Source organism: Chromohalobacter marismortui (assembly GCF_004364315.1).
Classification (GTDB): Bacteria; Pseudomonadota; Gammaproteobacteria; order Pseudomonadales; family Halomonadaceae; genus Chromohalobacter; species Chromohalobacter marismortui.
The window spans coordinates 203,090-227,766 of record NZ_SOBR01000002.1 but is presented as its reverse complement, the minus strand read 5'-3'; the positions used below and the strand labels follow the sequence as shown (position 1 = coordinate 227,766).

The window sequence follows — 24,677 nt, the reverse complement described above, 5'->3', positions numbered from 1 at the left end:
AGGCCCCTGCTGCGTTTCCAGTGATGCCCAGTTACACGAACAGCCCAATGATCAGGGCGACCACCAGACCCACCAGCCCGATCAATGTCTCCATTACCGTCCAGCTTTTCAGGGTCTGTGCCTCGGTCAGGCCGAAGTAACGGTTGACCAGCCAGAAACCGGAGTCATTGACGTGGCTGAGCACCGTGGCGCCGGAGGCGATGGCGATCACGATCAGGCCGAGTACCGGCCCTTCCAGGCCCAGCGTGGAGATCAGCGGCGCCATCAGCCCCGCGGCGGTGATCATGGCCACGGTGGCGGAGCCTTGTACCACGCGCACGGCAGTGGAGATCAGGAAGGCGAGCAGAATCGGCGGCAGGGCGCTGTCGGCCATCATCTGGCCCATGACTTCGCCGACGCCGGAGTCGATCAACATCTGTTTGAAGACGCCGCCGGCACCGGTGACGAGGATGATGATGCCGGCCGGTTCGAGCGCCTTGGTAGCGACCTCCATGACATTCTCGCGGCTCATGCCACGCCGCGTGCCGAGAAACACGAACGACAACAGCGTCGCCAGGGTGAGCGCCACGAAGGGATGCCCCACGAACGCCAGGGCGGCGACGATCGGGCTATCGTCGGGCAATATCGCACCGGAGACGGTGTTGAGCACGATCAAAACCAATGGCAGCAGAATGATCGAGAGAATGAGCGTGAAGCTCGGCAGGCCGCTGCTGTCGATCTCGTCCTTGGGCAGTTCCATGTAATCCGGAATGCCAGCGTCGATATGCTGGGCGATATAGCGTCCGAAGAGGGGGCCCGCGATGACCATGGCGGGCAGGCCTGCCATGGCGCCAAAGAGAATGACGTAGCCCAGGTCGGCGCCGATCAGTTCCGCCACGGCAATCGGTCCCGGCGTCGGCGGAATGAACGAATGGGTAACTGCAAGGCCGGCGAGAAGCGGGATACCATAATAAAGCAGTGAGCGTCCGGTGCGACGTGTCAGGGCATAGATCAGCGGCACCAGAATGATGAAGGCGACATCCAGAAACACCGGGATGGCCACCAGGAAGCCGGTCACCCCCATGGCCCATTGCGAACGGTCTTCGCCAAAACGATCGAGCAACGTGCTGGCCAACCGATCGACCCCGCCAGAGACTTCCAGCATCTTGCCGAACATTGCACCAAGCCCGACGACGGTCGCCACGAAGCCAAGTGAGCCCCCCATACCGTCCTGCACGGATTGTAGAATGGCCGCGAGATCCATTCCCGTGGTGAGACCCACGATCAGGCTGACGGTCAAGAGCGCGACGAACGCATGCAGGCGCAGGCGCATGACAAGGTACAAAAGCAAGATGATGCCGCCCAGCGCGGAAAGGAGCAGGGGAGTAGCGTTATCCATGTGAACGAAACCTTTAGTGGAGGCGCGACCGGCAACGGGAGATGCGGCGATGGTCGCGTTGTGTCTTGGCGTCGGATTTAGGAAAATGAATGTTACCGGTAACATCACATGCATAACAATGCGTTGAAAAGCGAATAGAGAAACGAGGAAAGGTGGGTATGAGCGAAGCGACGGGCAGCACGCGGCGGATCATCGTCATGGGCGTGTCGGGGTGCGGCAAGACCTCTGTCGGTGAGCGTCTGGCCGAGGCGCTCGACGGACGCTTCATCGATGGTGATCACTATCATTCGGCGACCAGCGTAGAGAAGATGTCACGCGGCGAGCCGCTCAATGACGACGACCGCGCCGGTTGGCTGGCACGCTTGGCCGAACTCGTACGCGAAGGGCGCGACAACCGCGAAACCTTGGTGATCGGTTGTTCGGCGCTCAAGCGCGAGTATCGCGAGGTGTTGCGTGATGGAGACGACGCGCTGTGTTTCGTTCATTTGGCCGGTACGCGCGAGGTACTGCTGGAACGCTTGAAGGCGCGTCAAGATCACTTCTTCAAGGGCGAGGCCATGCTCGATAGCCAATTGGCCACCCTCGAGGCGCCGGGAGCAGACGAAGCGGTGACCGTCGATATCGATGCCTCGTTGGAGGACGTCGTCGCTCTCAGCGTGCAAGGCGTGTCGCGTCTCGGTGCCGACCACGCCTCGTGAGCGAGGCGTGGTCTCACGTACTGTGACGCAGTGCGATCTCGAAGCCCATGTCATGGCGGGAAGGAACGTGTGGTGCGCCCTGCAAGCGCTCGATGAGCAGGCGTGCGGCCTGTTCGCCAATGAGACGACGCGGCGTGATCACGGTAGTGAGCGCCGGGCAGGTCGCGTCGGTGATATCCAGGCCGTTGAAGCCCGCCAGGGCCAGCTGCCCGGGCACATCGAGACGCCGTCGCTGGCATTCGAACAAGGCGCCCGCCGCCAGGTCGTCGTTGCAGCAGAACACGGCATCCATATCCGGCCAGCGTTCGAGCATGGCCGATAGCAGGTCCCCGCCCAAGCGATAGGACGAAGGGCGCGGCGTCGTCTGGCAGCGCTGTGTCGATAGTCCCCTTGCTTTCAGTGCATCTTCCCAGCCGGCCAAGCGCTGCTGAACGCGATAGTCGAGTCGCGCGCCGCAAAATCCGATGCGCCGATAACCGGCGTCGATCAGGGCCTCCCCGATGGCGCGACCGGCCGCGCGTTGATCAAGGCCGACATTGACGTCGAGTGGCGTATCGGTCAGCTCCATGGTCTCGACTACCGGCAGGCGCGCCCGGCTCAACAGGCGCCGGGCGTAGTCGGTGTGCCGAGTGCTGGAGAGTACGAACGCGTCGACGCCATAGGCGAGGAAGGTATCGATCAGCCGTTCTTCCTCGAGAATCGAGTAGCCGGTATGCCCCATGAGTACCTGATAACCCGCCTCGCGGAGCCCTTCATCGACACCGCGCTGGACTTCGGAGAAAACCGAGTTGGAGATCGACGGTACCAGCAGTGCCACGCTCAGGCTGCGTCCGCTGGAGAGTGCGCCAGCCTGGAGATTGGGGATGTAATCCAGCGCTTCGGCGGCCTCCTCGATACGCAGCCTGAGCGTTTCAGAAACGCGGTGAGGTTCACGTAAGGCACGCGAGACCGTGATTTTGCTGACGCCGACGCGTTCGGCGATATCCTGCAGCGTGACGCGGCCCGACGAACGACGCGGCATGTGTCTCCCCATCCCCTTGTTATGTCATGCCGCAATGTTAGCGGTAACGTTCCAGAAGATTAGCATCTCGTGCGAGACATGACTGTTGGGCCATGGTCGCAAGGCGGGCGCGTCGGAAAGGCGTCAAAAAGACAGCAGCAGCAGGATCAAGGGCGGTGAGAGCAGCGACAGCAAGAAGCCATTGACGATGGCGATGGGCACGCAGGCCACGCCGCCGTGCTGCTGGATGACCGGCAGGGTGAAATCCATGGACGTGGCGCCGCCGTAGCCGATGGCCAACGGCGTGGCGCGATGGATGACCAGCGGAATGAGCAGAAAGGCGAAGAGCTCTCGTGCAAGGTCGTTGAAGAAGGCGACGCCGCCGAGCACGGGGCCGAGCTGGTCGCCGATGAGAATCCCGGAGAGCGAATACCAACCGAAACCAGCCGCCATGGCGAGGCCTTCGTTCCAGCGCAGATCGAGCAGCGGAGCGGCCAGCAAGCCGCCGAGCAGCGAGCTGAGTGCGACGCAGATCGCGATGACCAGGCCGTGGCGGTTGAGCAGGATCTGCTTGAGCGGCATCCCCGAATTACGCAGTTGGCAGCCGATCAATGCCAGCAGCAGGTAGAGGGTCCATTCCGCGAGTGGCTCCGCCCAGGCATGCACGAACCGAAGCTCCCAGTGACCAGCGGCCGCCCCGCACAGCGTGCCCAGGACCACCACGCCGGCGAGCGACAACGAGCCGGCCAGCGCCGCGCCGGTACTGGTCGGTGCGTCGGCGACGCGCGGCGACGCACCGGCGCGCAGACGGCTACGGCGCGATAGCCACGCCAGCGCGAGCAGATTGAGCGGCGTGATGATCGCGAACAGGGTCGCGGCCTGGCCGCTCATGCGTGATAACTGGCCCAGCAGATCCTCGAGGCCGGCGAGGCTGACGCCCATCAAGAACAGGATGATGTAGACCGAAGCGTTTACGCCGCGCTCGATCAGGGCCAGGGCACCGCGATGGTGAACCGGAATGAGGTAGCCTACGATCAAAGGCAACAAGATCAACAGCAATCCGGCCAGCATGCTCGCTCCAGGAAGAAATCTGCAAAAGCTCGCCACTCTATGCGAGCGTTCGCGGAGACGCAAAAGCTTTTGCTTATGGGCGGTTAGCGCATTTCATCCCGCTCCAGGTCGGCGACTGCCAGGCGGCTTGTCAGTGCGCCGTGATGGCCGTGTTCTGTGCCATTACACAGCCGACCTGTGACGCCGCCCTGATGTGCAGCGTGGCATGCGAAGCACTATGCTGAAGCAGCAAGCGCCAATCCGTTTCCCAACTGCCCGAAGGAGTCTGATGCATGGCCAGTATACTGTTGATCGCCGGGGATTTCGTCGAAGACTACGAGATCATGGTGCCGTTTCAAGCGTTGCAAGCGATGGGGCACGGCGTCGAGGCCGTCTGCCCGGACAAGAAAAAGGGCGACAGCATCAAGACGGCGATTCATGACTTCGAGGGCGATCAGACCTATTCCGAGAAACCCGGCCATCATTTCAGCTTGAATGCCAGTTTCGCCGATATCGAGGCTTCGCACTACGACGCCCTGGTCATTCCGGGCGGGCGTGCCCCCGAATACCTGCGCCTCGACGAGCGTGTCCTGGCGCTGGTGCGCCATTTCATGGAAGCCGACAAGCCCGTGGCCGCCATCTGCCACGGCGCGCAGTTGCTCGCCGCCGCGGTATCACTGAGCGGTCGGCGCGTCTCCGCCTATCCAGCTTGTGCGCCCGAGGTACGGCTGGCGGGCGGTGACTTCGCCGAGATCGGGGCCGATCAGGCGATTACCTGCGGACGCCTGGTATCGGCCCCGGCATGGCCCGCGCATCCCGAATGGCTGAAGCAGTTCAATGCCTTGCTTTAAGTTCTACGCCCTTTCGCAGCGCAACACTAACGGTTCGACATGCCCGTTGTAGTGCTCCCGTAGGGGAGGCGACGAGCGCCCTTAACGGGCGCTCGTCGTGCTTCAGTGCCTGGTATCGAGGCAGCTCTTTGTCGCGTGCCGCCCCCTCTCAAAGACTTCTGTGACTTCTGTGCGCGAACCTCCTCATCGGCGTGGGTCGCTCTGGTACGGAGTAGTGACATGGGGCAAGGGGTAACGTCTTGAATTTCAAAAGCTGTTGAAAACGTGTCTGCTCCTTTGGCAGGCGCTTAATGGTAGTGAGTATGAGAAATGTAGTTTGTTTTTTAAAGGTAACGGATTGCTTTTCTGAGATCTTTTTTTTAAGTATTTGGGTCTTTTGTCGTTTGACGCTTTTTTACATTGAGGCAAGAATTGTTATCGAGCGTGAAGATAGTGTTTCGAACATTATCAATTGCTCGTGAGTGAGTCTGGGATCAGGGGTCCAGGGCTCTGAGGGTTATAATAATTGTTGCAGAGGTGAATGAAATGAAGAAATTGATTCTGGCTGCAGGTATTCTGTCCGTCATGAGCGGCTATGCCATTGCCGACAGCAACGAAGTCTATATGAACCAGGTGGGAGCTCATAACTCCTTCAATACCACGCAAGAAGGCGATGGCAACGATATTGCCACGAATGGGAATCGCGCCATTCAGCATGGTGGCTTCAATAAGGCTAATCTGACGCAGAAAGGGGACAACAACTTTGTCAACAAGGCAGAGCAGTACGGTTTTGGCAACAGGATGACAGGGTTGCAAGACGGTAATCATAACACCATGTCTTACCAACAGGGTGGCTTTGGTAATACTGGTATTGCACGGCAGTACGGAGATTATAACGTCACCGTGCACTCTCAGCATGGGTATGGCAATTCCTTCAACGCACTTCAGAAGAACTAACGTCGGCTGAGCGTGTTGATCCCCGGGCGCTGGTAGTGGCCCGGGGAGCTTGATCGGTAAGTCATGTTAAGCACTGTGAGAGCGCCATGATATCCTGCAAAGTAAAGCAATTACTATGCGCCTGCGTGCTTTTTTATCCGCTTGCCAGTGAGGGGCAGCAGGTGTTCAACCAGCTGTATTGCCGGATAGCGGTAGAGCAGCAGGGCGATATCGTGACGGCAGTGGGTATTATCGAAAGTGTCAAACCGACGCGTGCGGACTATGTTCTGAAAACGCTAAAGATTGACCCGGGGGGCTCGGGCACGATCGAGCAATCCGGTTCTCAACGGCTTCAGCCGGGTGAACAAGCGATCACGTCTCGCGTGCAGTTTCGTCTGGCACCGGCCGGTTGGTTGGAGTTTCACTTGGAGGTGACCGAGCGGCTTACGGGTTCCACTTGTGAAGCAGAAGAAGTCGTGAGTCCTATCTAGGCACAATGCCTGAGGCTTGCATGGTGACATGGGAGAGAGATCATGAAACATCCCGCAGTGCTTGGCTTCCTTGTACTAGTGGCCATGATACCGGTGTTGCCCGCGGCCATGGGGCAAGGGTCCCTGGCCTTCGTGGAGCAGATATCCGAGGCCGAGCGGACGACCTATGACAATGAGCGTCAGGTTGCCAGCTTCTCTACCCCGGGTGAAGGATTGATCAATGCCATCGAGTCAGGATACTTCGATGACCTTTCTCTTTCCGCTCCCGAGAAGAGTAATGTGACCTACTCCCTGCAATACGGGAATCGCAACAGGGCCGTGGTGAGTTCACAGGGAGACCGGAATCTAACCTACCAACGCCAGGTGGGAGATGATCTTGAGTCGCATATAAGTTTGACAGGTCGACGCAATGCCATTGTCGTCGATCAGAAAGGAAGCCTTCTCACCTCTGATATTTTCGTGGTGGGAGGTAATAAAAAGATCCTGCATTTGCAGCGAGGCGAGAATATCCAGAACCGTCCCCCCTTGGTTTTTTCCGGCAGTGAGCATGAGGCTTCCGTGGTACTGGACACGCCGCGCGGGCGTATCAGTAAAGCGATTCCTCAATAACATCCGATATGCAGGGAGAGTGTCATGATGCGTCGAGTGAATTTTCGTCTTTGCCTGGGCGGAGTGTTATTGGCAACGCTTGGTGTCGCCCCCGGGGCGTGGGCCGGCGATCTCGTATACCAACCTATCAATCCTGCATTTGGAGGAGATCCGTTTTATATAAATTATCTCCTGCAGACGGCAGACGTGCAGAATCAATACAAGGATGATGGCGATGAATACTCCTCTTTGTTCGAGGAAGAGACGACCGCCGACAAGTTTGCGGATGCCATACGCAATACCATGATCGCCGGTTCGGCGAGTCAACTTTCGGAGGCGATTTTTCAGGATGGCGCTCCACCCTCGGGTAACTTTTCATTGGACGGTGCCATGGTCTCTTACGAGACAGTGGGTGACAGAGTTGTCGTGAATATTTCGGATGGCATCAACACCAATGTTGTGAATATTCCCAGGTCATCCGTGGGTCAGTAAAGCTCATTCAATAAATTATATATTATAAAAACTCAAGGGTGGGGTATGAATATTATCAAGGGACTTATTGGGTTGAGCGCGTTGCTGCTGATGGGCGGGTGTGTGTCTGGCCAGATGATGCCATCGGAACCCGCTGGCTTCGTGCAGGAAACCAAGACATCATCGTTGCTCGAACAACTGCCGGCTGCCGCGCGGCCGATCGATATAGCCGTGTATGAGTTTTCCGATTTGACGGGGCAATACAAGCCGAATGATAACTTCGCGGAATATTCACGGGCGGTGACGCAAGGCGCAGACGCTATCATGGTGGACGTCTTGGAAAAAGCGGGAAAAGGCCAATGGTTCAATGTCATGGAGCGTCGAGGGCTGCCCAATCTGCTTAGAGAGCGGCAAGTCATTCAATCCACTCGTCAGCAGTTCAACGGTGCATCGGCCACGCCGTTACCTCCTTTGACATTTGCCGGTGTCATCGTGGAAGGCGGGATCATCGCCTATGAAACGAATCTCACCACGGGCGGCGTTGGCGCCCGCTATCTAGGCATCGGCGCCAATACCGAATACCGCAGCGATCTGGTGACGGTCAACATGCGCCTCGTCAGTGTGAAGACCGGGCGCGTGTTGAATAGCGTTACCACTACGAAGAAGATCTACTCCTTTCTGGTGCAGGGATCGATATTCCGCTATGTCGCTGTCGATGAGCTTTTCGAACTGGAAGCAGGGTTTACTCGCAATGACCCACCACAGCTAGCTGTCCGAGAAGCGATTGAGCTGGCCGTTTACACCACTATTATCGAAGGGGCTGAAAAGGACACCTGGTCATTTGCTGATGCCGAGAAAGGCAGGCAGGCGATCAAGACATATTACGACCGGGTTCAGACACTGGAAGATGATCTGGACGCAGTGAATGCGAATAAAGCCGTTGCCGCGTCATTGTAGGGAACGGCATCGTGGATATCCCGCATGCCCGGGGATGTGAGACGACCAGCATGGCGAGCGCCCGAGGTGGGCGCTCGACGTGTTTCAATACATGGCGTCGAGATCGTCGCGGGTGGGCAATGCCGAGTAGGCACCTGGCCGCGTCACGGCGAAGGCGCCACAACGGCAGGCGAGCTCGACGGCGTGGCGCAGGCGGGCTTCGTCTTGACACCAGTCGCCAAGCGTGGCGGCGTTGACATCGTGCTCGGCCAGTTGTGCCAGCAGACCGCCCACGAAGGCATCGCCCCCGGCGGTGGTGTCCACGGCCGTCACGTCGGGGGGAATGACGTCAATCACCTTGCCCAGCCGATGCACGATGACCGGCGCTGCCCCATCGGTAATCACGATCATCCGCACGCCGGCTGCCAGGCGCCATTGCAACCAGGAATCGACGTCATGATCGCCGCGCAGCAGCTCGAGTTCGTCGCGGGAGAGCTTGAGCAAGTGCGCGTGGTCGAGCAAGGCCGTGACACGGCCTATATCGACGCGATTGTCGGGCCACAGGTTGGTACGCAGATTGGCATCGACACTGATCAGGGTACCGCCACGCCGCGCGATATCGGCGATGCTCAGCGTGGTCTCGGCGATCGCTTCATCGGTGAGACTGTTACTGCACAGATGCAGGATCGCCGGCTCGGCGAAGACACCTGTGGGAAGATGCTCGAGGCGATAAAGAAGGTCGGCTGCGGGGGGGCGGTAGAAGTCGAAACGTCGTTCGCCATGGGCATCGCGCGAGACGAACGCCAGGGCCGTGCGGGCCTCGCGCGTGCGGCAAATGTTCTCGACCGAGACACCATGGCGCGCGAGCTCCTCGACGAGAAAATCGCCGAAGCGATCGTCGCCGACCATGCCCAAGAAACGGCTCGGCAGTCCCAGTCGGGCGCAGGCCACGGCGACATTGGCCGGGGCGCCGCCGGCATAGGGCGTGAACGTTTCCGGGAGATCGTCGGCGGCGCCATCCAGGCGGTTGGAGAGCATGTCGACCAGCGCTTCGCCGAAGGCAATGAGCGGTGTCATGACGTTTTTCCTCCTGGTTTCCGGCCGCTTGGTTTCTTGGCGTCCGGCGTCGATGTGGCCTGAGGCGAGGGGAAGTGCTCTCGTACCAGCGACAGCAGCCCTTGCGTAGACACATCGAAATCCGCGGCGTTGGTATCGATGCGTTCGCTGATCTCGCCGGCGATACGCTTGCCGAGCTGCACGCCCCATTGGTCGAAGGAGTTGATGTTCCAGATCACGCCCTGGACGAAGACTTTATGTTCGTACAAGGCGATCAACGCGCCCAGATTCTTGGGTGTCAACTCATCGAGCAGTAGTGTGCTCGAGGGGCGGTTGCCTGGGCAGCTGTAGGGGTCGAGCTGGCCCCCGTCCTGGCTGCCTTCCATGAAGGCGTTGGCCTGCGCCAGCATGTTGGTGAGCAGCGCGAAATGGTGATCCTCGAATTCCGGCTCGGGCTTGAGCGAGGCGATGAAGTCGATGGGCACGTAGCGCGTGCCCTGGTGGAGCAGCTGGAAAAACGCATGCTGCCCGTTGGAGCCCGTCTGTCCCCAGACGATGGGGCCGGTCTTGTAATTCACCGGCTGACCGAAAATATCCACCGACTTACCGTTGGACTCCATGTCGAGCTGCTGGAGAAACGACGGTAGCTGATGCAAGGCCTGATCGTAAGGCACGATGGCATGCGTTTCGGCACCGATGAAGTTGATGTACCAGATGCCGATCAACGCCATGAGTACCGGCATGTTCTTCTCGAACGGCGCCTCGATGAAGTGCTGGTCCATCTCGTAGGCCCCTTCGAGGAGTTCCATGAAGCCGTCGTAGCCGATGGATAACGCGATGGGGAGGCCGATCGACGACCACATCGAGTAGCGCCCGCCGACCCAGGCCCAGAATTCGAAGACGTTTTCCTCGCGGATGCCGAATTCCATCGCCGCCTTGCGATTGGTCGAGGCAGCGATGAAGTGCGCGCCGACATCGGCATCTTCGCCGGCATTGTCGAGGAACCAGCGCCGCGCGGTCTTGGCGTTGAGCAGCGTCTCTTGGGTGGAAAAGGTCTTGGTCGAGACGATGAATAGCGTGGTCGCCGGGTCGAGCGCTCTCAGCACTTTCTGAATGTGTGCGCCGTCGACGTTGGAGACGAAGTGAAAATTGAGTTCGCCGTTGCGGTGTTTGAGCAGCGCGCGGCAGGCCATGTTAGGCCCCAGGTCGGAGCCGCCGATGCCGATGTTGACGACGTCCTTGATGCGTTCGCCGCTGTAGCCCTTCCACTCGCCGCTGCGTACTTCTTCCGAGAAGCGCCTGATCTGCTCGCGCGTGCTCTGAATCTCGGGCATGACGTTCTTGCCATCGGCGTAGACCGGCTCGTCGCCCAGATGACGCAAGGCGGTGTGCAGGACCGGGCGGTCCTCGGTAACGTTGATGATGTCGCCGGAAAACATCTGCGCGCGGCGTTGCACCAGCGCCGAGTGATCGGCGAGTTCGATCAGTTTGGCGAGCACGGCATCGGAGACATGATGCTTGGAGTAATCCAGGAACAGGCCACCGACACGCAGGCTCATCTTCTCGAAGCGTTGGGGATCGGCGGCGAAGTAATCACTGATGCGATCATTGGCGGTCTCGCGGTGGAGACGTTCGAGAGCGCGCCAGGTGACGCTGCGCGTGAGTTGGAACATGGCGTCATCCTTCTTCATGAATCGGGCGGCATGACCACGCGGGTCGATTGGATGAATCGTGTCAGCTTGTCGGCGGGTCGACAATGCTCATTCGACGAAAGCCGCATGCGGAACACCGGCTAGGCCACACGGTGACTACGCGCCTCTTCGAGCAGCGCGAACCAGGTGGCCCGGTCCAGCGTCAGGTTGCTGTCGCGATGCAATGCCTGAATATGGCTTTCCTTGAGGGTCCCGATAACGGGCGCGGGATGTCCCGGAAGGCGTCTGAGCCAGGCGAGTGCCAAACCCGCGGTACTCGACTCGAATGTCTCGGCGAAGTGTTCCAGCGCACTGCCCAGCACATCCTCGAAGACCAGGCCGCCCCCTAGCGGCGACCAGGCCATGGGCGCGAGACCATCGGCGATCACGGCATCGTAGAAGCCATCGAACAGCACGTCCGGGCGGGCCAGCGACAGCTCGAACTGATGCGCGCCAAGCGGGTGGCGCATGGCGGCCTGCAGGCGCCGCCATTGCTCGGGCAAGAAGTTGGAAACGCCCACGGCACCGATCTTGCCGGCGTCGATGGCGGCGTCCAGGGCGGCGGCGGTCGCGTCGGCATCGAGCAGGGGGTCGGGGCGATGTAGCAGGAAATGATCGAGGCGCTCGAGGCCGAGTTGTTCCAGCGAGGTATCGATCCGCGCGTTGAGGTAGTCGGGCGAGGTATCGTAATGCTTGACCCCGAAACGCGACACGTCACGTGCGGGGAGTACGATATCCGCCTTGGTGATGACGTTGACGCGGGCCTTGAGCGCCGGGCGCCGTGACAAGGCCTCGCCGAACAGTCGCTCGCACTCGCGATTGCCGTAGATATCGGCATGATCGAACCAGTCGAGTCCTTCGTCGAGGCGTGCCTCGATCCAGTCGGCCAAATGGGTGGCATCGGCCAGTTCAGGACGCTCGTGGAGGCGCATCATGCCGAGGACGAAAGGGACATCGAACGTCAGCTCATCGCTCATTGGAGTGTCTCCTCTCGGGTCAGGGTGGTGGCCAGGAGGTGCTGGGCGCCGGGTACCAGCCATACGGGATCGACGCGGGTGCAGGCGGCTTCGACACACAGGAAACCATGGCTGACATCGGCGGGTGTGTCGCTGGGCAATTCGCTCCCTGGGTGCCAGACGACCGTGGAATCGCTGCCTTGCTTGGCGATCTTGATGCGACGCTCGCCGTCGTCGAGCACCAGCGGGCGATTGGACTCGTAGATGCGATCCAGTGGGCCGCGCACGCCGAGTTCGCCCTGTTGATGCGCTTCGGAAAAGTCCTGGCGCTTGTCCAGATAGCGAGCGCCGGCGAGCCCCTCTAGACGACATTGGTGGGCGTGCGCAACGGCGAAATAGGTATGCAAGGCCGCCGTCAGTTTCACCGGTTTTTCGCCGCGATGCTCGGTGATCAACTCGACATGCAGGCGCCGGGCGCTGGCATGGATCATCACGCGAGGGGTGAGCTGTTCGTCGAGGCGTGTCGTCGGTGACAGGTGCACCTCGACCCCTTCGTCCTCGTCGTCGACACCGTCAAGCCGCCACTCGGCCTGGCGGGCAGTGCCGTGCATGGGGCCGCGGCCATCGGGGGATTCATCGGCGAACCACGGCCAGCACACCGGGATACCGCCGCGGATCGTGCCGGGTAGCGTCTGCGGTGAAGGCGTGACCCACAGCCAGCCATTCTCCGTGCCGGGCGCCGGTTGGGTGCCTACGGCTTGCTTGGCTTCGGGGCCGCAAGGCAAATAGTGCAGCACCTGGCCCCCTGTAGGGACACCGCCAATTCGCCCCAGTCGGCATTGATCAGCAATACGCGACGCCCTTGCCATTCGGCGTCGCGCTGCCCCTGGGTCGCGTCGAGCAATTGACGCAGGGAATCGGGAATCATGCCACCTCCTCGTTGTGTAATGCTTCGCAGGCGCCCAGCAGCCCATTCCACGGCGCCGTGACCACCCACACGGGAATCTGAGCAGTGTACGCGTGCATGCGTCCTTTGTCGGCGAAGGCGTCACGGAAATGGCTATGAGGCAGCCAATCGAGAAGGCGTGGCAGGATGCCGCCACACAAATAGACGCCGCCGCGCGCGCCGAGCATCAAGGCGGCATCGCCGCTGACATCGCCGAGTATCTTGAGGAAGCGTTCCAGCGACTGACGCGCCAGCGGGTCACCGGCACGGGCCGCACCGGTGACCTCGGCGGGCGTGTTGTAGTGGGAAATCTGCTTGGCCAGATGCGCGTGTGCGCGATACAGATCCAGCAAGCCTTGTCCGCAGAGAATACGTTCCACCGAGACGCGCCCATAGTGCTGATGAAAGTACGCCAGAAGCTTGCGTTCATGTGCATCGGTGGGCGCGAAGGAGACATGACCGCCTTCGGTGGGGAGCGGGATCCAGTCGTGTTGACCGGGAAAGAGGCCCGCCATGCCCAGGCCGGTGCCAGGGCCGAAGATCAATCTGGCGCTGCCGGGTGCGGCCTCGCCTTCCCCCAGCGGGACCAGGTCGTCGGCCTCCACATGGGGGACGCCGAGGGCTTGCGCGGTGAAGTCGTTGATGACCTTGAAAAGCTCGAAACCGAACTCCTCGGTGACCTGGCGCTTGGAGAAGCACCAGGCGTTGTTGGTCATGCGGACTTCATCGTTGTGCACGGGGCAGGCGAAGGCGAGGCAGGCCTCGTGGGGGACGTCCGCACCTACCTCATCGAGATAGGCGCGGATCGCCTCGGAGAGTGTCGGGTAGTGCGCGCACGGGAGCGTTCGAATGGCCTGAAGGTCGAACTTCCCCGGCGTCACCAAGGCGAAACGGGCATTGGTGCCGCCGATGTCACCGATCAAGGCAGGTCGACTCATTCACGCGTCCTCGCCATGCGTTCGGGGCGCTTGGCGCTGGAGGTAGGCTGCCTCGAAGCCACCCAGCACGCTGCAACCTTCCTCGCCGCGCATGGCGAGCTGGCGGAAGCCGCTGAAGAGCTCGCGTCCCAGTCCCATGTGATAGTGGTCGAGATCACCGCTGAGCTGCTCGCGTTGCGCCCAGGTCTGCGGGTCGATTTTTACTTCCAGGCTGCCGTTGTCGGCGTCGAGGCGAACGATATCGCCGTCGCGTAATTTGCCCAACGGGCCACCGTCGAGGGCTTCGGGCGTCATGTGAATCGCGGCGGGGACCTTGCCCGAGGCGCCGGACATACGGCCGTCGGTCACCAGGGCGACCTTGTAGCCGCGGTCCTGCAGGACCCCGAGATAGGGCGTGAGCTTGTGCAGTTCGGGCATGCCGTTGGCCTGGGGACCCTGAAAGCGGACGACGGCAATGACATCACGATCGAGTTCGCCCGCTTCGAAGGCGCTCTGAAGATCATTCTGGTCCTCGAAGATCCGAATCGGTGCCTCGACCAAGCGATGTTCCTGCTTCACGGCGGAGATCTTGATCACACCGCGCCCCAGGTTGCCATCGAGCACCGTCAGGCCGCCGGTCGGGGAGAAGGGATTCGACACCGGGCGCAGGACGTCCTCGTCGAGGCTTTGCTCGGGGCCTTCGCGCCAGATCAGCTCGCCGTCCTCGAGGAAGGGTTCTTGAGTGTAGGCCGTCAGGTCGGTGCCGAATGCGGTCGGGATATCACTATGGACGAGCCCGGCCCCGATCAACTCGCGGAAGAGGAAACTCATGCCGCCGGCCGCCTGGAAGTGATTGATATCTGCCTGGCCGTTGGGATAGACGTGCATCAGACTCGGCGTCACCGCCGACAGGTCGGTGAAGTCATCCCATGTCAGTGTCAGTCCCGCCGCCGCGGCCATGGCCACCAGGTGCAGGGTATGGTTGGTGGAGCCGCCCGAGGCGAGCAGGCCGACGATGGCGTTGACGATGGCACGGGCGTCGACCTGCTTGTAGAAGGGCCGGTAATCGCCACCCGGTTCGGTATTGCGAATCGTCTGCTGGGTGGCGAACTGGGTCAGCGCTTCGCGCATCTCGGTGCCGGGGTTGACGAATGAGGTGCCTGGCAGATGCAGGCCCATCATTTCCATCATCAACTGGTTGGAGTTGGCGGTGCCGTAAAAGGTGCAGGTACCGGGGCTGTGGTAAGACTGTGACTCTGCTTCCAGCAGGTCTTCACGCGTTGCCTTGCCCTCGGCAAACAGCTGGCGGACCCGGGCCTTTTCCTTGTTGGGCAGGCCGCTGGGCATCGGGCCGGCGGGCACGAAGGTGGCCGGCAGGTGGCCGAAGCGCGCGGCCGCAATGAACAGCCCCGGCACGATCTTGTCACACACCCCGAGATAGAGGGCGCCATCGAACATGTTATGCGACAGGCCCACTGCCGTGGCCATGGCGATGACATCACGCGAGAACAGCGACAGCTCCATGCCGGGTTGACCCTGGGTCACGCCGTCGCACATGGCGGGGACGCCACCGGCGAACTGGGCGGTCGAGCCCATTTGTCGAGCGGCGTCCTTGATGGTGGCGGGAAAGGTTTCCAGGGGCTGGTGCGCCGACAGCATGTCGTTGTAGGCCGATATGATGCCCAGGTTGGCAGAGTTCATCAGCTTGAGCTGGTTCTTGTCCTGGCTGCCGCAGGCGGCAACGCCATGGGCCAGGTTGCCGCAACTGAGCTCGCCGCGATGCACGCCGCGCTTGTATTGATCGTGCATGTTCTTTTCATAGAGCGCACGGCGCTCCTTGGAGCGTTCTTCGATGCGGCGAGTAACGTCGGCAACGGTCTGATTCAGTGGCATGTCAGGACCTCATCAAGTGCGGTGGGTGGTCATGTAAGTAAATTTAGCAAAAAATACCTTGATGGTCGTGCGTCTTTTGGCCAAATTGAGGGGATGGTTGTAGTATTCTTCCAAAAGGTTCTTATCGTATCCTTGGGTTCACGCCAATCAAAGTGCCAATCAAAGAGAGGAAGCCATCATGACGCTGCGTATTGCAATCAATGGGTTTGGGCGTATCGGCCGTAACGTCCTGCGGGCTCTCTACGAAAACGGTTATCGCGACCGCGTCGAGGTCGTGGCCATCAATGATCTGGGTGACCCGTTGCTCAACGCCCATCTCCTCAAGCATGATAGCGTGCATGGGCACTTCATGTTCGAGGTGGGGCACGACGATGAGTCATTGACTGTCGATGGCGACCGCATCCGCATATTGTCCGAGCGAGATCCGGCCGCCTTGCCCTGGACATCGCTGAATGTCGACCTGGTCATGGAGTGTACCGGGCTATTTACCGCGCGTGATGCGGCCGCCAAGCATCTCGAGGCCGGCGCCGAGCGGGTGTTGATCTCTGCGCCCAGCGGCGATGCCGATGCCATGGTGGTGTTCGGTGTCAACGAAGACGTGCTGACTCGCGAACATCGCGTGGTGTCCAACGCTTCTTGCACCACCAACTGCCTGGCACCGGTCGCCAAGGCGCTCAATGATGCGGTAGGCATCGAGAACGGCCTGATGACAACCGTGCATGCCTACACGAATGACCAGAACCTCTCCGATGTCTACCACAAGGATCCGTACCGTGCGCGCAGCGCCACCCAGTCGATGATTCCTACCAAGACGGGTGCCGCTGCGGCGGTGGGTCGGGTGCTGCCAGAACTCGAGGGCAAGTTCGATGGCTTGGCGGTTCGCGTGCCGGTGATCAACGTCTCGCTGGTGGATCTGACCTTTACCGCAGGTCGTGATACGACGCGGGATGAAATCAACACCATCGTCGAAAAGGCGGCCGAGAATTCCCCGGTATTGGCAGCCAACGCCCAGCCATTGGTGTCCATCGATTTCAATCATGATGCGAATTCATCCACCTTCGATGCCAACCACACGCGTGTCAACGGCCGGCTGGTCAAGGTGATGGCGTGGTACGACAACGAATGGGGTTTCTCCAACCGTATGCTGGATACGGCACTGGCCATGCACGCGGCCAAGTAAGGCCATCGTCGGTGACGTAACCACCCCGTGTGGGAGCGTCCGGATACACGTCTCGCGCACTCACGGCTCCGCTCGATCGTTGTCCGTTCGCTCTCGCTTCCTATCGGGTATCCCCGATACCCGCGACATCAGGCGCCTCAGGGCGCCTTTTTTCTGGGCAAATACTCAAGGTCCGGTCATGCCTGGCCGATGTTCAGGGTAAGGCAACACCGCATGGCCATGGAGACATTGCCACTTTTGCGACGATGCCTAAGCTCCTGTAGAGAATGACGTCGTGTCGTAGCGAGTCCTTCGTCTCGTCTGGGTCGGGTTTATAGCCGGCCTGTGATAGACTGAAAAGGCATGCATCATTTCTCATCAACGGAACGGGCATCATGCGCGATTTTGTGCAACAGGCTCATCGGCTGGTCGGTGTCATGCTGCGCGACGGACACCGCAATCGCCAAGGCAGAATCACAGGTGTCGATCAATCGCGCGACACGCCTGCCGTCTACGTCGCTTGGTCGGGTCAGTCCCGCTGCGAGCGTGTGGCGCTGAGCGTTGAAGAGCTGCGCACCCTGGTGTCGGCCTATCTCGAGACGCATGATCGCCGACCCGTTGAACAAACCGAGCCGGAGACCGCCCCGGTGCCGCCACAGCGACGAACCGGGGTGCGATAATCCCGTTGGGCGCCTTCGTCGAGTCAGCGGTCGTGTGAATTCGTCACGAAGCCTGTGAAGTGGGGCTATGACTCATTATGGATATACCGGCCGCAAAGGGGTTCTCCACACTGCTCAGCGATGTCGATGCAGTACTGGAGAGCTCTCCCGCCATCCTTTATGCGACCGGCCCCGGTTGGTGGCGCAATGACGTGCACTATGTCAGCCATAATCTCGCGGCGCTGATCGGCGTCACACGGGTACAGCTTCAGTCATCCCCTGCCTTGTGGCTGGATCGTGTGCGCGATGTGTCGGCGGTCGAGGCCCATCTATTCGCCGCGTTGGCGGCGGGTGAATCACGCCTTCGCCTTTATTATTGCATCGTGGGCACCGACGAAGAGCCCGTGCGTCATGTGCAAGACGATATCGTCGTCCAGCGTGATTCGGCAGGCGACGTGGTCGAGTTGGTCGGTTCTCTGGCCGATATCAGCGAGACTCAGGCCGCCTTGACGCGCCTTGAAGCGTTAGCCGAACACGAGCGCCGTTATCGGGCCATCGTCGAAAATGTCAGCGATGCCATTGTGCTCTTGGATGCCGAGGGCGAATGCCGATTCGCCTCGCCGTCGATTCGTGACCTGCTCGGGCACCGTCCCGAAACGCTTTACGGACGGGGAGTGCTGGCGCTGTTGCCGCCGGATGATGCGCCGCGTGTGCAGCGCCTGATCCATGACGCTTCGCGGCATGGCGAACCGGTGTGCATGGAGCTTCGTGTGCGTCATCGGCTCGGCCATTATGTGTGGTTGGAGACCTGCTGCTCGCCTTATTTGAATCCTGCCAGCGAATGCCATGAATGGGTCGTCGCGGTGGCGCGCGACATCACCGATCGCAAGCATCGTGAGCATCGCCTGCATGAGCTTTCGACGACTGATAGTCTCACCGGGGCACTCAATAGAGGGACCTATCTGAGTTGCTTGCGTAGCGGCCTGGAAGCCGCCGATCATGTCGTCCAGCGTGTGTCCCTGGTCATTTTCGATATCGACCATTTCAAGACGGTCAACGATACTTGGGGGCATGCGGCTGGGGATCTGGTGCTGGCATGCGTGGGCGAAATGTGCCGTACCGCGTTGCGAGATCACGATGTATTCGGGCGCATCGGTGGTGAGGAATTCTCGCTGATGCTGGCCGGTCAGTCGCTCAACGATGCGGTGTTGCTGGCAGAGCGACTGCGCAAGAAATTCGAAAGCGTTCGGGTGGAATGTCACGGCGAGTGGCTGAGTTTCACGGTCAGTTTCGGCGTGGCGGAGCGTTACGCCCACGAGGGGGTGGAGTCGCTGCTGCACCGCGCTGACATGGGGCTCTATGTCGCCAAGCGCAACGGCCGCAATCGTGTGCAGCAGGCGCCGCTATCTCCCACTTGAGCAGGTGATGCAATCATTGGGTACTCATATGCCGTATCGGCGAGCTTTACCTGGACACGATGCAAGGATCAAGGAGAAAAACATGCTGCGAATTCTGTTGGCCTGCTTGCTGGGCATGCTGAGCGTCGGGGCCTGGGCCGAGGCCGTGCAAGGCCCGAAGGTCGTCGGCGAGACGTTCGAATACGCCACTGGTGGCGAGGTGTACAAGGGGTATCTGGCGCGTAACGTCAACGACGATGAGCCGCGTCCGGCCGTATTGTTGGTGCACGAATGGTGGGGGCTCAACGATTACGCCAAGTCACGGGCCGATCAGTTGGCGGCACTCGGCTTCGTCGCCCTGGCGGTGGATATGTATGGCAACGGCAAGACAGCGGCGCATCCGCAGGATGCCAAGGCGTTTTCCCAGCGTGTCATGAGCGATTGGCCGACGGCGCGCGCGAGTCTCGAGGCGGCCATGGCGAAGCTTCGCCAGCAGCCGTATGTCAGCGATGGAGGCATGGCCGCGATCGGCTATTGCTTCGGCGGCGGCATCGTCATGAACATGGCGCTGGCGGGCATGCCCATCGAAGCGGCGATCAGCTTTCATGGGAGTCCCACCCAGGCGGTATCCAATCCGCAACCCTTCGATGGCATCGTGCAGATCCACAATGGTGCGGACGATCCGTTGGTGAAAACGCAGGCATTGGAGTCGATGGCGGCCACGTTGAGCGAGCAAGGCGCCGAGGTTAGGGTGGTTCAATACCCCGGTGCCAAGCATGGCTTCAGCAATCCGGCATCCGATGCCCAAGCCAAGGAGTTCGAGTTGCCCCTGGCCTATGACGCCGCCGCCGACGCGGCATCCTGGCAGGCCGCGTTGGTCGCCTTGGATCGCGCACTCAACAAGGACTGATAAGCAACCTGACGGCGGGACGTATCAGGCTCGCCGGGAGAGGGCTAGCACGCGTTTGGCGAGCTCGATCATGTCGGCGTCACCGGTGTTCTTGTCAGGAACGTCCGAGAGCTTGATGACGGGGATCCAGTGCTGGCCCTCAGGGCGTGCCTCGGTCATCTTGATGACCATGTTCATGGGCGTGACGCCGACATCGTTGGTGAAGTTGGTACCGATGCCAAATGCGGTGGTGATGCGGCCACGACAGAAGTTGTCGATGCGCTCCACGCGTTCGGGGGTCAGGGCGTCGGAGAAGATGATCGTCTTGGTGCGCGGGTCGATGCCCATGCGTTGGTAATGCGCGATGGTGGCGGCCGCAAATTCGAGTGGATCGCCGCTGTCGTGACGCACGCCATCGAAGAGCTTGGCGAACTTCTTGTCGAAGCTGTCGAAGAAGGTGGCCGAGGTAAAGGTGTCGGTCAGCGCGATGCCCAGGTCGCCGCGATAGACATCCACCCAATGCTCCAAGGCCAGGCTGGTGGCCATCTTGAACCCGAAGCGCGCGCCGTGAAACATGAACCACTCGTGGGCATGGGTGCCGATCGGCTTGACGCCATGACGCATGGCCAAATGCACGTTGCTCGAACCGGAAAAGGTGTCGCCGCCGTGGTGGCGCAGCGATGCCACGACGCGGTCGTGTACGTCGTAGGAGTAGCGTCGACGCGTACCGAATTCGGCAATCTTGAGGCCCAGGCGCTTGTAATGCTCGATCTTGTCGCGTGTACGGGCGTCGATGATTTCATCGGTATCGCGCTGACCATCCCCCATCTGATACCAGATCTCGCTGATCAGTGCCATCAGGGGCACTTCCCAAAGAATGGTGCGATACCAGAGGCCTTCGATGCGTAGCGTAAAGTGCCCGCCTTCCTGAAAGATCTCGACCTCGCCGGGGTCGTAGTGGAACCCCGAAAGAAAATCGAGGTAGGTCGGGTCGAGGTAGGGGCAAGTACGTTCCAGGTAACGCTTTTCCTCGAGCGTCAGCGACAGATTCGCCATGGCGTCCACTGCTTCACGCAGTCGTTCGGCAAAACCAGGAGGAAAGGCGTGGTCGCCCCGGTTGATGAACGCATAGCGAGCTCGCGCGTAAGGAAAGCGCTTGATGACGGCGCTCTGCATGGTGAACTTGTAAAAATCGTTGTCGAGGAGCGAATCCAGCATCGTGCATCCTATACTGCGAGGTTCCGGAACAGGAGCGCCAGCTTAGCGCAGCTACGCAATGGGCACCACTGCTGCCAGTCCGGAGATCGTTGGTGCACTGTTCACATGAAGCTCATGACACCGAACATGGTGATCATGACACCGCCAAACACTAACAAGCCTGCGATGGACAGCAGAAGCAGCAAATAGCCGAGAATGAGGGCCGCCAGCGCCCAGGCGTCGCCTTGTTCGCCGGTGCGACGGATTTGTCGGCGCGCCAGATGGCCGCAGACGACACCCCCCAAGGCACTGGGCAGCACGAAGATTCCCAGCACGCTGAGCGCAAAAGCGACCAGCGCCATGCTATTGAACTGTGGAGTGGGAGGCGGCTTGGAAGGCACGGGCGTGACGCGGGGCATCGCTTGCTCCAAAAGTGGGTTGGCCTCACCCTAGCATGAGCCGTGATGTTCGGGAATCCGCTTCGGGAGGCGTGATGATGGGCTTGACGATACGGGAACTGCCGCGCGTAGCCGAGGTCCCGCTCGACACATGGAACGCATTGGTGGGGAGCCGCTATCCTTTCCTGCGGCACGAGTTTCTGGATGCGCTGGAAAGTACCGGCTGTGTAGACGCCGAGAGTGGCTGGTCGCCTCGCCATCTCTCGCTGTGGCAGGACGCACGTCTGGTGGGTGTGTTACCGCATTATCTCAAGACGCATTCCTTCGGCGAATATGTCTTCGATTGGAGCTGGGCCGATGCCTGGGAGCGTGCCGGCGGACGGTATTACCCCAAGCGGTTGAGCGCCATTCCCTTCACGCCTGCTGTCGGTCCACGCCTGATCGTGGCATCCGACATCTCGCGTGCCCAGGCCATGCAAGCGGTGGCGGCCTTTCTGGAGGAACGGGGCAACGACGTGTCGAGCTGGCATCTGCTGTTTGCCGATGAGCAGGAAGTCACTCAGTGGCAAGCACAGTGGCCGGCCTTGCTGCGACGTGAGGCGGTGCGTTTCGAGTGGCGCGATGCCCACTACGGTGATTTCGAGGGCTTTCTGGCGTCGATGGTGGGGAAGCGGCGCAAGGAGATTCGCCGCGAACGGCGCAAGGTCGCCGAACAAGGGGTGAGCCTGCATCGCCTGAGTGGGAACGATATCGATGCCGCCGCGTTGGCACATTTCTATCGCTGTTACCGTATCACCTATCTCGAGCGCGGACAGCTGCCCTATCTCAGTGAAGCATTCTTTACCCGGCTGCGCGCGACGATGGGCGAAGCCCTCATGCTGGTGCAAGCGCGACAGGGGGATACGCCTGTCGCCGCGGCGCTCTATCTGCAGGGCGGTGATACGTTGTTTGGACGCTATTGGGGCAGTGAAGTCATGGCCGACTGTCTACACTTCGAAGCATGCTATTACCAAGGCATCGAATATTGCCTGGAACAGGGCCTGCAACGCTTCGATCCCGGTACCCAGGGTGAGCACAAGTTGCTGCGTGGCTTCTCGCCCGAACGGAGTACTTCGCTTCATTACTTGCCACATGCCGGATTTCGCGAGGCGGTAGCGCGGTTCTGCGTCGAGGAGCGCCAGGCCATGGCCCACTATCGCCTGGCATGCCGAGAGCGCTTGCCGTTTCGCACGTATAATGAGTAGCAGCTGTCAGTCGAACACCTACCGCGGTGCGATCACGGAAAGCGTATATGAGGAACGCTAGCGCATGAATTTTTTCTATGAAGCAGCGGTGCTGCTGGGTGTATCCATCATCGCCGTGCCGCTGTTTCAACGCCTGGGGCTGGGCTCGATACTCGGCTATCTGGCCGTGGGGCTGCTGCTGGGGCCGTCCGTGCTCGGTTTCATTGCCGAGCCTGAAGAGGTGTTGCATTTCTCCGAGTTCGGCGTGGTGATGCTGTTGTTCCTCATCGGTCTCGAAATGGAGCCCGCGCGATTGTGGGGCATGCGCAAGCACCTGTTCGGCTTGGGGATCCTGCAATTGCTGGCATGTGGCATGCTGTTGACGCCCATCGGGTGGGCGTTGGGGCTGTCATGGGAACTCGCGGTATTGCTGGGGTTGATCCTGGCGCTGTCCTCCACGGCATTCGCCCTGCAGCTGCTCAATGAGCAGCACCGTCTGGCGACACCTCACGGTCAGACGGCGTTCTCCATCCTGCTCTTCCAGGATCTGGCGGTCATTCCGCTACTCGCCCTGCTGCCATTATTCGCGGGCGATCTGAGTGGTCACGGTGGAGCGATGTGGGGCGACATCGGCAAGGCCGTGGGCATGGTGCTGGCGGCGATCGTCTTCGGGCGCCTGGTCTTTCCTCGCGTTCTGGCGCTCATCGCGCGCAGCGGGGTGCATGAAGTATTCACTGCTGCGGCGTTGTTCATGGTGCTCACCATGGCGCTGGTCATGGAGTGGGCCGGCTTGTCCATGGCGCTGGGGGCCTTCCTCGGTGGTGTCATGCTGGCGGATACAGCGTATCGGCATGAATTGGAAGCCAATATCGAGCCCTTCAAGGGCATCCTGCTGGGGCTGTTCTTCATTGCCGTAGGCATGTCGGTCGACTTGGCGCTGGTGTTCGACAATGTATGGTGGGTGCTGGGCATCACCCTCGGGTTACTGGCGGCCAAGCTGATCGTCATTACACTGGTGGGAGTGGTGGCGCGCCTGCCACGCCAGGAGATCCCGCGCTTGGCGACGGTGATTGCCCAGGGCGGCGAGTTCGACTTCGTGCTGCTTAGCGCGGCGGTGGGCGCGGGGGTATTCGATCAGCGAATCGCCAGCTTGTGCATCGCGGCGGTGACCTTGAGCATGGCGCTAACGCCCTTCCTCTATCGTGGCGGTGATCGGCTTGCTCTGTGGATGAAAGAGAGCCGCCCCTATGACAAGGACTTCGGCGACGAGACACCGTCGGTCCTGATCGCGGGGCTGGGACGCTTCGGGCAAATGGTGGCGCGCGTGCTCAAGTTGCAGGGCATCAACTTCACCGCGCTCGACCCCAATATCGCCCAAGTAGAGTTCATTCGCCGTTTCGGTTCGCGTATCTATTATGCCGACGCCGCGCGTCTCGATGTCTTGCGCTCGGCGGGCCTCCCTCAAGCCAAGATGTTGGTGATCGCCGTCGACGACGAGGAGGCGGCACTCACCATTGCGAGGATGGTGCGCAGTCATTATCCGCAAGTCAAAATCTTCGCCCGCGCGCGTAATCGCCATCATGCCTGGCAGTTGATGGAGCTCGGCGTCGATACCGTCGTACGCGAGACGTTTGCCTCGAGCATGGAGATGAGCGTGGAAGTACTCAAGGGCCTCGGCTACCCTGGCTCCAATGCGCTGGAAGCCGTACGCACCTTCCGTGACTTCGATAACCAATTACTGGCATCGTCCTACGAACATCGTCATGATTTAGAAACCTTGAGAAAGACCGAGCATGAAGCCATCGCTGAGTTTCAGGCGCTGTTCCAGCAAGAGTTGAAGCAGCGGCGCGTCAAGGAGGCTGGCGATGCCGCGTCGCCATCAGGTACGACGAGCACATCCGTGCCGGAGGAGCGCTGA

General features: G+C 60.6%; 23 protein-coding genes and 1 pseudogene. 13 read left to right on the top strand and 11 right to left on the bottom strand.

The genetic code is table 11. The features are described 5' to 3' along the window. Nucleotides 1–31: 31 nt before the first annotated feature. Nucleotides 32–1,378, bottom strand: a complete 1,347-nt coding sequence (locus tag C8E00_RS04245) for a GntT/GntP/DsdX family permease (protein ID WP_133694963.1) — start codon at nucleotides 1,376–1,378, stop codon at nucleotides 32–34. 158 nt (nucleotides 1,379–1,536) lie between these two features. Between C8E00_RS04245 and C8E00_RS04240 the strand changes: the two genes are divergently transcribed. Further along, the gene (locus C8E00_RS04240) at nucleotides 1,537–2,076 is read left to right on the top strand and encodes a gluconokinase (protein WP_133694960.1); all 540 of its coding nucleotides are present in this window, start codon (nucleotides 1,537–1,539) and stop codon (nucleotides 2,074–2,076) included. A gap of 13 nt (nucleotides 2,077–2,089) precedes the next feature. Here C8E00_RS04240 and C8E00_RS04235 read toward each other — a convergent pair whose 3' ends face one another. Further along, a complete protein-coding gene (locus C8E00_RS04235; RefSeq protein WP_133694958.1) occupies nucleotides 2,090–3,097 on the bottom strand; it encodes a LacI family DNA-binding transcriptional regulator in 1,008 nt (335 codons plus the stop codon). Nucleotides 3,098–3,220: 123 nt separating this feature from the next. Beyond that, nucleotides 3,221–4,147 carry a LysO family transporter gene (locus C8E00_RS04230; RefSeq protein ID WP_133694956.1) on the bottom strand — a complete coding sequence of 309 codons (927 nt, stop codon included), beginning with the start codon at nucleotides 4,145–4,147 and terminating at the stop codon, nucleotides 3,221–3,223. 272 nt (nucleotides 4,148–4,419) lie between these two features. Here C8E00_RS04230 and C8E00_RS04225 point away from each other — a divergent pair, with 272 nt between their 5' ends. The 6 genes from C8E00_RS04225 to C8E00_RS04200 all read left to right on the top strand — a co-directional run bounded on the left by C8E00_RS04225 (nucleotide 4,420) and on the right by C8E00_RS04200 (nucleotide 8,399). Then, entirely contained in the window at nucleotides 4,420–4,977 is a 558-nt protein-coding gene (locus tag C8E00_RS04225; protein WP_133694954.1) for a DJ-1/PfpI family protein, read from the top strand. A 525-nt stretch (nucleotides 4,978–5,502) separates the two neighbouring features. After that, nucleotides 5,503–5,913 carry a hypothetical protein gene (locus tag C8E00_RS04220; RefSeq protein WP_133694951.1) on the top strand — a complete coding sequence of 137 codons (411 nt, stop codon included), beginning with the start codon at nucleotides 5,503–5,505 and terminating at the stop codon, nucleotides 5,911–5,913. A gap of 86 nt (nucleotides 5,914–5,999) precedes the next feature. Further along, complete coding sequence (csgH, locus tag C8E00_RS04215; RefSeq protein ID WP_133694949.1) at nucleotides 6,000–6,383, top strand: curli-like amyloid fiber formation chaperone CsgH; 384 nt, start codon at nucleotides 6,000–6,002, stop codon at nucleotides 6,381–6,383. 42 nt (nucleotides 6,384–6,425) lie between these two features. After that, nucleotides 6,426–6,992, top strand: a complete 567-nt coding sequence (locus C8E00_RS04210) for a hypothetical protein (protein ID WP_133694946.1) — start codon at nucleotides 6,426–6,428, stop codon at nucleotides 6,990–6,992. Nucleotides 6,993–7,016: 24 nt separating this feature from the next. Further along, nucleotides 7,017–7,463 (top strand): curli assembly protein CsgF, encoded by a 447-nt coding sequence (locus C8E00_RS04205; RefSeq protein WP_133694943.1) that lies wholly within the window; start codon nucleotides 7,017–7,019, stop codon nucleotides 7,461–7,463. Between the two features lie 45 nt (nucleotides 7,464–7,508). After that, nucleotides 7,509–8,399 carry a CsgG/HfaB family protein gene (locus tag C8E00_RS04200; protein WP_133694941.1) on the top strand — a complete coding sequence of 297 codons (891 nt, stop codon included), beginning with the start codon at nucleotides 7,509–7,511 and terminating at the stop codon, nucleotides 8,397–8,399. 84 nt (nucleotides 8,400–8,483) lie between these two features. Here the strand turns inward: C8E00_RS04200 and C8E00_RS04195 are convergent, their stop codons facing one another. From C8E00_RS04195 to edd, 6 genes and pseudogenes are all read right to left on the bottom strand, one after another. Continuing rightward, on the bottom strand, nucleotides 8,484–9,455 hold the full coding sequence (locus C8E00_RS04195; RefSeq protein ID WP_133694939.1) for a carbohydrate kinase family protein: 972 nt from the start codon (nucleotides 9,453–9,455) through the stop codon (nucleotides 8,484–8,486). Beyond that, the gene (gene pgi / locus C8E00_RS04190; RefSeq protein WP_133694937.1) at nucleotides 9,452–11,107 is read right to left on the bottom strand and encodes a glucose-6-phosphate isomerase; all 1,656 of its coding nucleotides are present in this window, start codon (nucleotides 11,105–11,107) and stop codon (nucleotides 9,452–9,454) included. The genes C8E00_RS04195 and pgi overlap by 4 nt, the downstream gene beginning before the upstream one ends. 119 nt (nucleotides 11,108–11,226) lie before the next feature. Continuing rightward, nucleotides 11,227–12,102 (bottom strand): aldo/keto reductase, encoded by an 876-nt coding sequence (locus C8E00_RS04185; protein WP_133694935.1) that lies wholly within the window; start codon nucleotides 12,100–12,102, stop codon nucleotides 11,227–11,229. Further along, nucleotides 12,099–13,009 (bottom strand): annotated as a pseudogene (locus C8E00_RS04180) (D-hexose-6-phosphate mutarotase). Before C8E00_RS04180 ends, C8E00_RS04185 begins: the two are co-directional and overlap by 4 nt. Continuing rightward, nucleotides 13,006–13,965 (bottom strand): glucokinase, encoded by a 960-nt coding sequence (gene glk / locus C8E00_RS04175; protein WP_133694932.1) that lies wholly within the window; start codon nucleotides 13,963–13,965, stop codon nucleotides 13,006–13,008. Before glk ends, C8E00_RS04180 begins: the two are co-directional and overlap by 4 nt. Then, nucleotides 13,966–15,837, bottom strand: coding sequence for a phosphogluconate dehydratase (gene edd, locus C8E00_RS04170; protein WP_133694929.1), 1,872 nt, complete (start codon nucleotides 15,835–15,837; stop codon nucleotides 13,966–13,968). A gap of 178 nt (nucleotides 15,838–16,015) precedes the next feature. On the opposite strand from edd, the gene gap reads away from it, so the two are divergent. From gap to C8E00_RS04150, 4 genes are all read left to right on the top strand, one after another. Further along, entirely contained in the window at nucleotides 16,016–17,017 is a 1,002-nt protein-coding gene (gap, locus tag C8E00_RS04165) for a type I glyceraldehyde-3-phosphate dehydrogenase (protein WP_133694927.1), read from the top strand. Nucleotides 17,018–17,391: 374 nt separating this feature from the next. Then, nucleotides 17,392–17,676 carry a hypothetical protein gene (locus C8E00_RS04160; RefSeq protein ID WP_133694925.1) on the top strand — a complete coding sequence of 95 codons (285 nt, stop codon included), beginning with the start codon at nucleotides 17,392–17,394 and terminating at the stop codon, nucleotides 17,674–17,676. Nucleotides 17,677–17,753: 77 nt separating this feature from the next. Further along, on the top strand, nucleotides 17,754–19,073 hold the full coding sequence (locus tag C8E00_RS04155; protein WP_133694923.1) for a sensor domain-containing diguanylate cyclase: 1,320 nt from the start codon (nucleotides 17,754–17,756) through the stop codon (nucleotides 19,071–19,073). An 82-nt stretch (nucleotides 19,074–19,155) separates the two neighbouring features. After that, nucleotides 19,156–19,962 carry a dienelactone hydrolase family protein gene (locus C8E00_RS04150; RefSeq protein WP_166638247.1) on the top strand — a complete coding sequence of 269 codons (807 nt, stop codon included), beginning with the start codon at nucleotides 19,156–19,158 and terminating at the stop codon, nucleotides 19,960–19,962. Nucleotides 19,963–19,986: 24 nt separating this feature from the next. Here C8E00_RS04150 and pncB read toward each other — a convergent pair whose 3' ends face one another. Together pncB and C8E00_RS04140 are read right to left on the bottom strand one after the other, a co-directional pair. Further along, a complete protein-coding gene (gene pncB / locus C8E00_RS04145; protein ID WP_133694920.1) occupies nucleotides 19,987–21,159 on the bottom strand; it encodes a nicotinate phosphoribosyltransferase in 1,173 nt (390 codons plus the stop codon). A 101-nt stretch (nucleotides 21,160–21,260) separates the two neighbouring features. Then, nucleotides 21,261–21,557: a DUF4190 domain-containing protein gene (locus C8E00_RS04140; protein ID WP_133694918.1), complete on the bottom strand. Its 297-nt coding sequence runs from the start codon at nucleotides 21,555–21,557 to the stop codon at nucleotides 21,261–21,263. A 77-nt stretch (nucleotides 21,558–21,634) separates the two neighbouring features. Between C8E00_RS04140 and C8E00_RS04135 the strand changes: the two genes are divergently transcribed. Both C8E00_RS04135 and C8E00_RS04130 read left to right on the top strand, forming a co-directional pair. Continuing rightward, nucleotides 21,635–22,780 carry a GNAT family N-acetyltransferase gene (locus tag C8E00_RS04135; protein ID WP_133695919.1) on the top strand — a complete coding sequence of 382 codons (1,146 nt, stop codon included), beginning with the start codon at nucleotides 21,635–21,637 and terminating at the stop codon, nucleotides 22,778–22,780. A gap of 64 nt (nucleotides 22,781–22,844) precedes the next feature. Next, on the top strand, nucleotides 22,845–24,677 hold the full coding sequence (locus C8E00_RS04130) for a monovalent cation:proton antiporter-2 (CPA2) family protein (protein ID WP_133694916.1): 1,833 nt from the start codon (nucleotides 22,845–22,847) through the stop codon (nucleotides 24,675–24,677).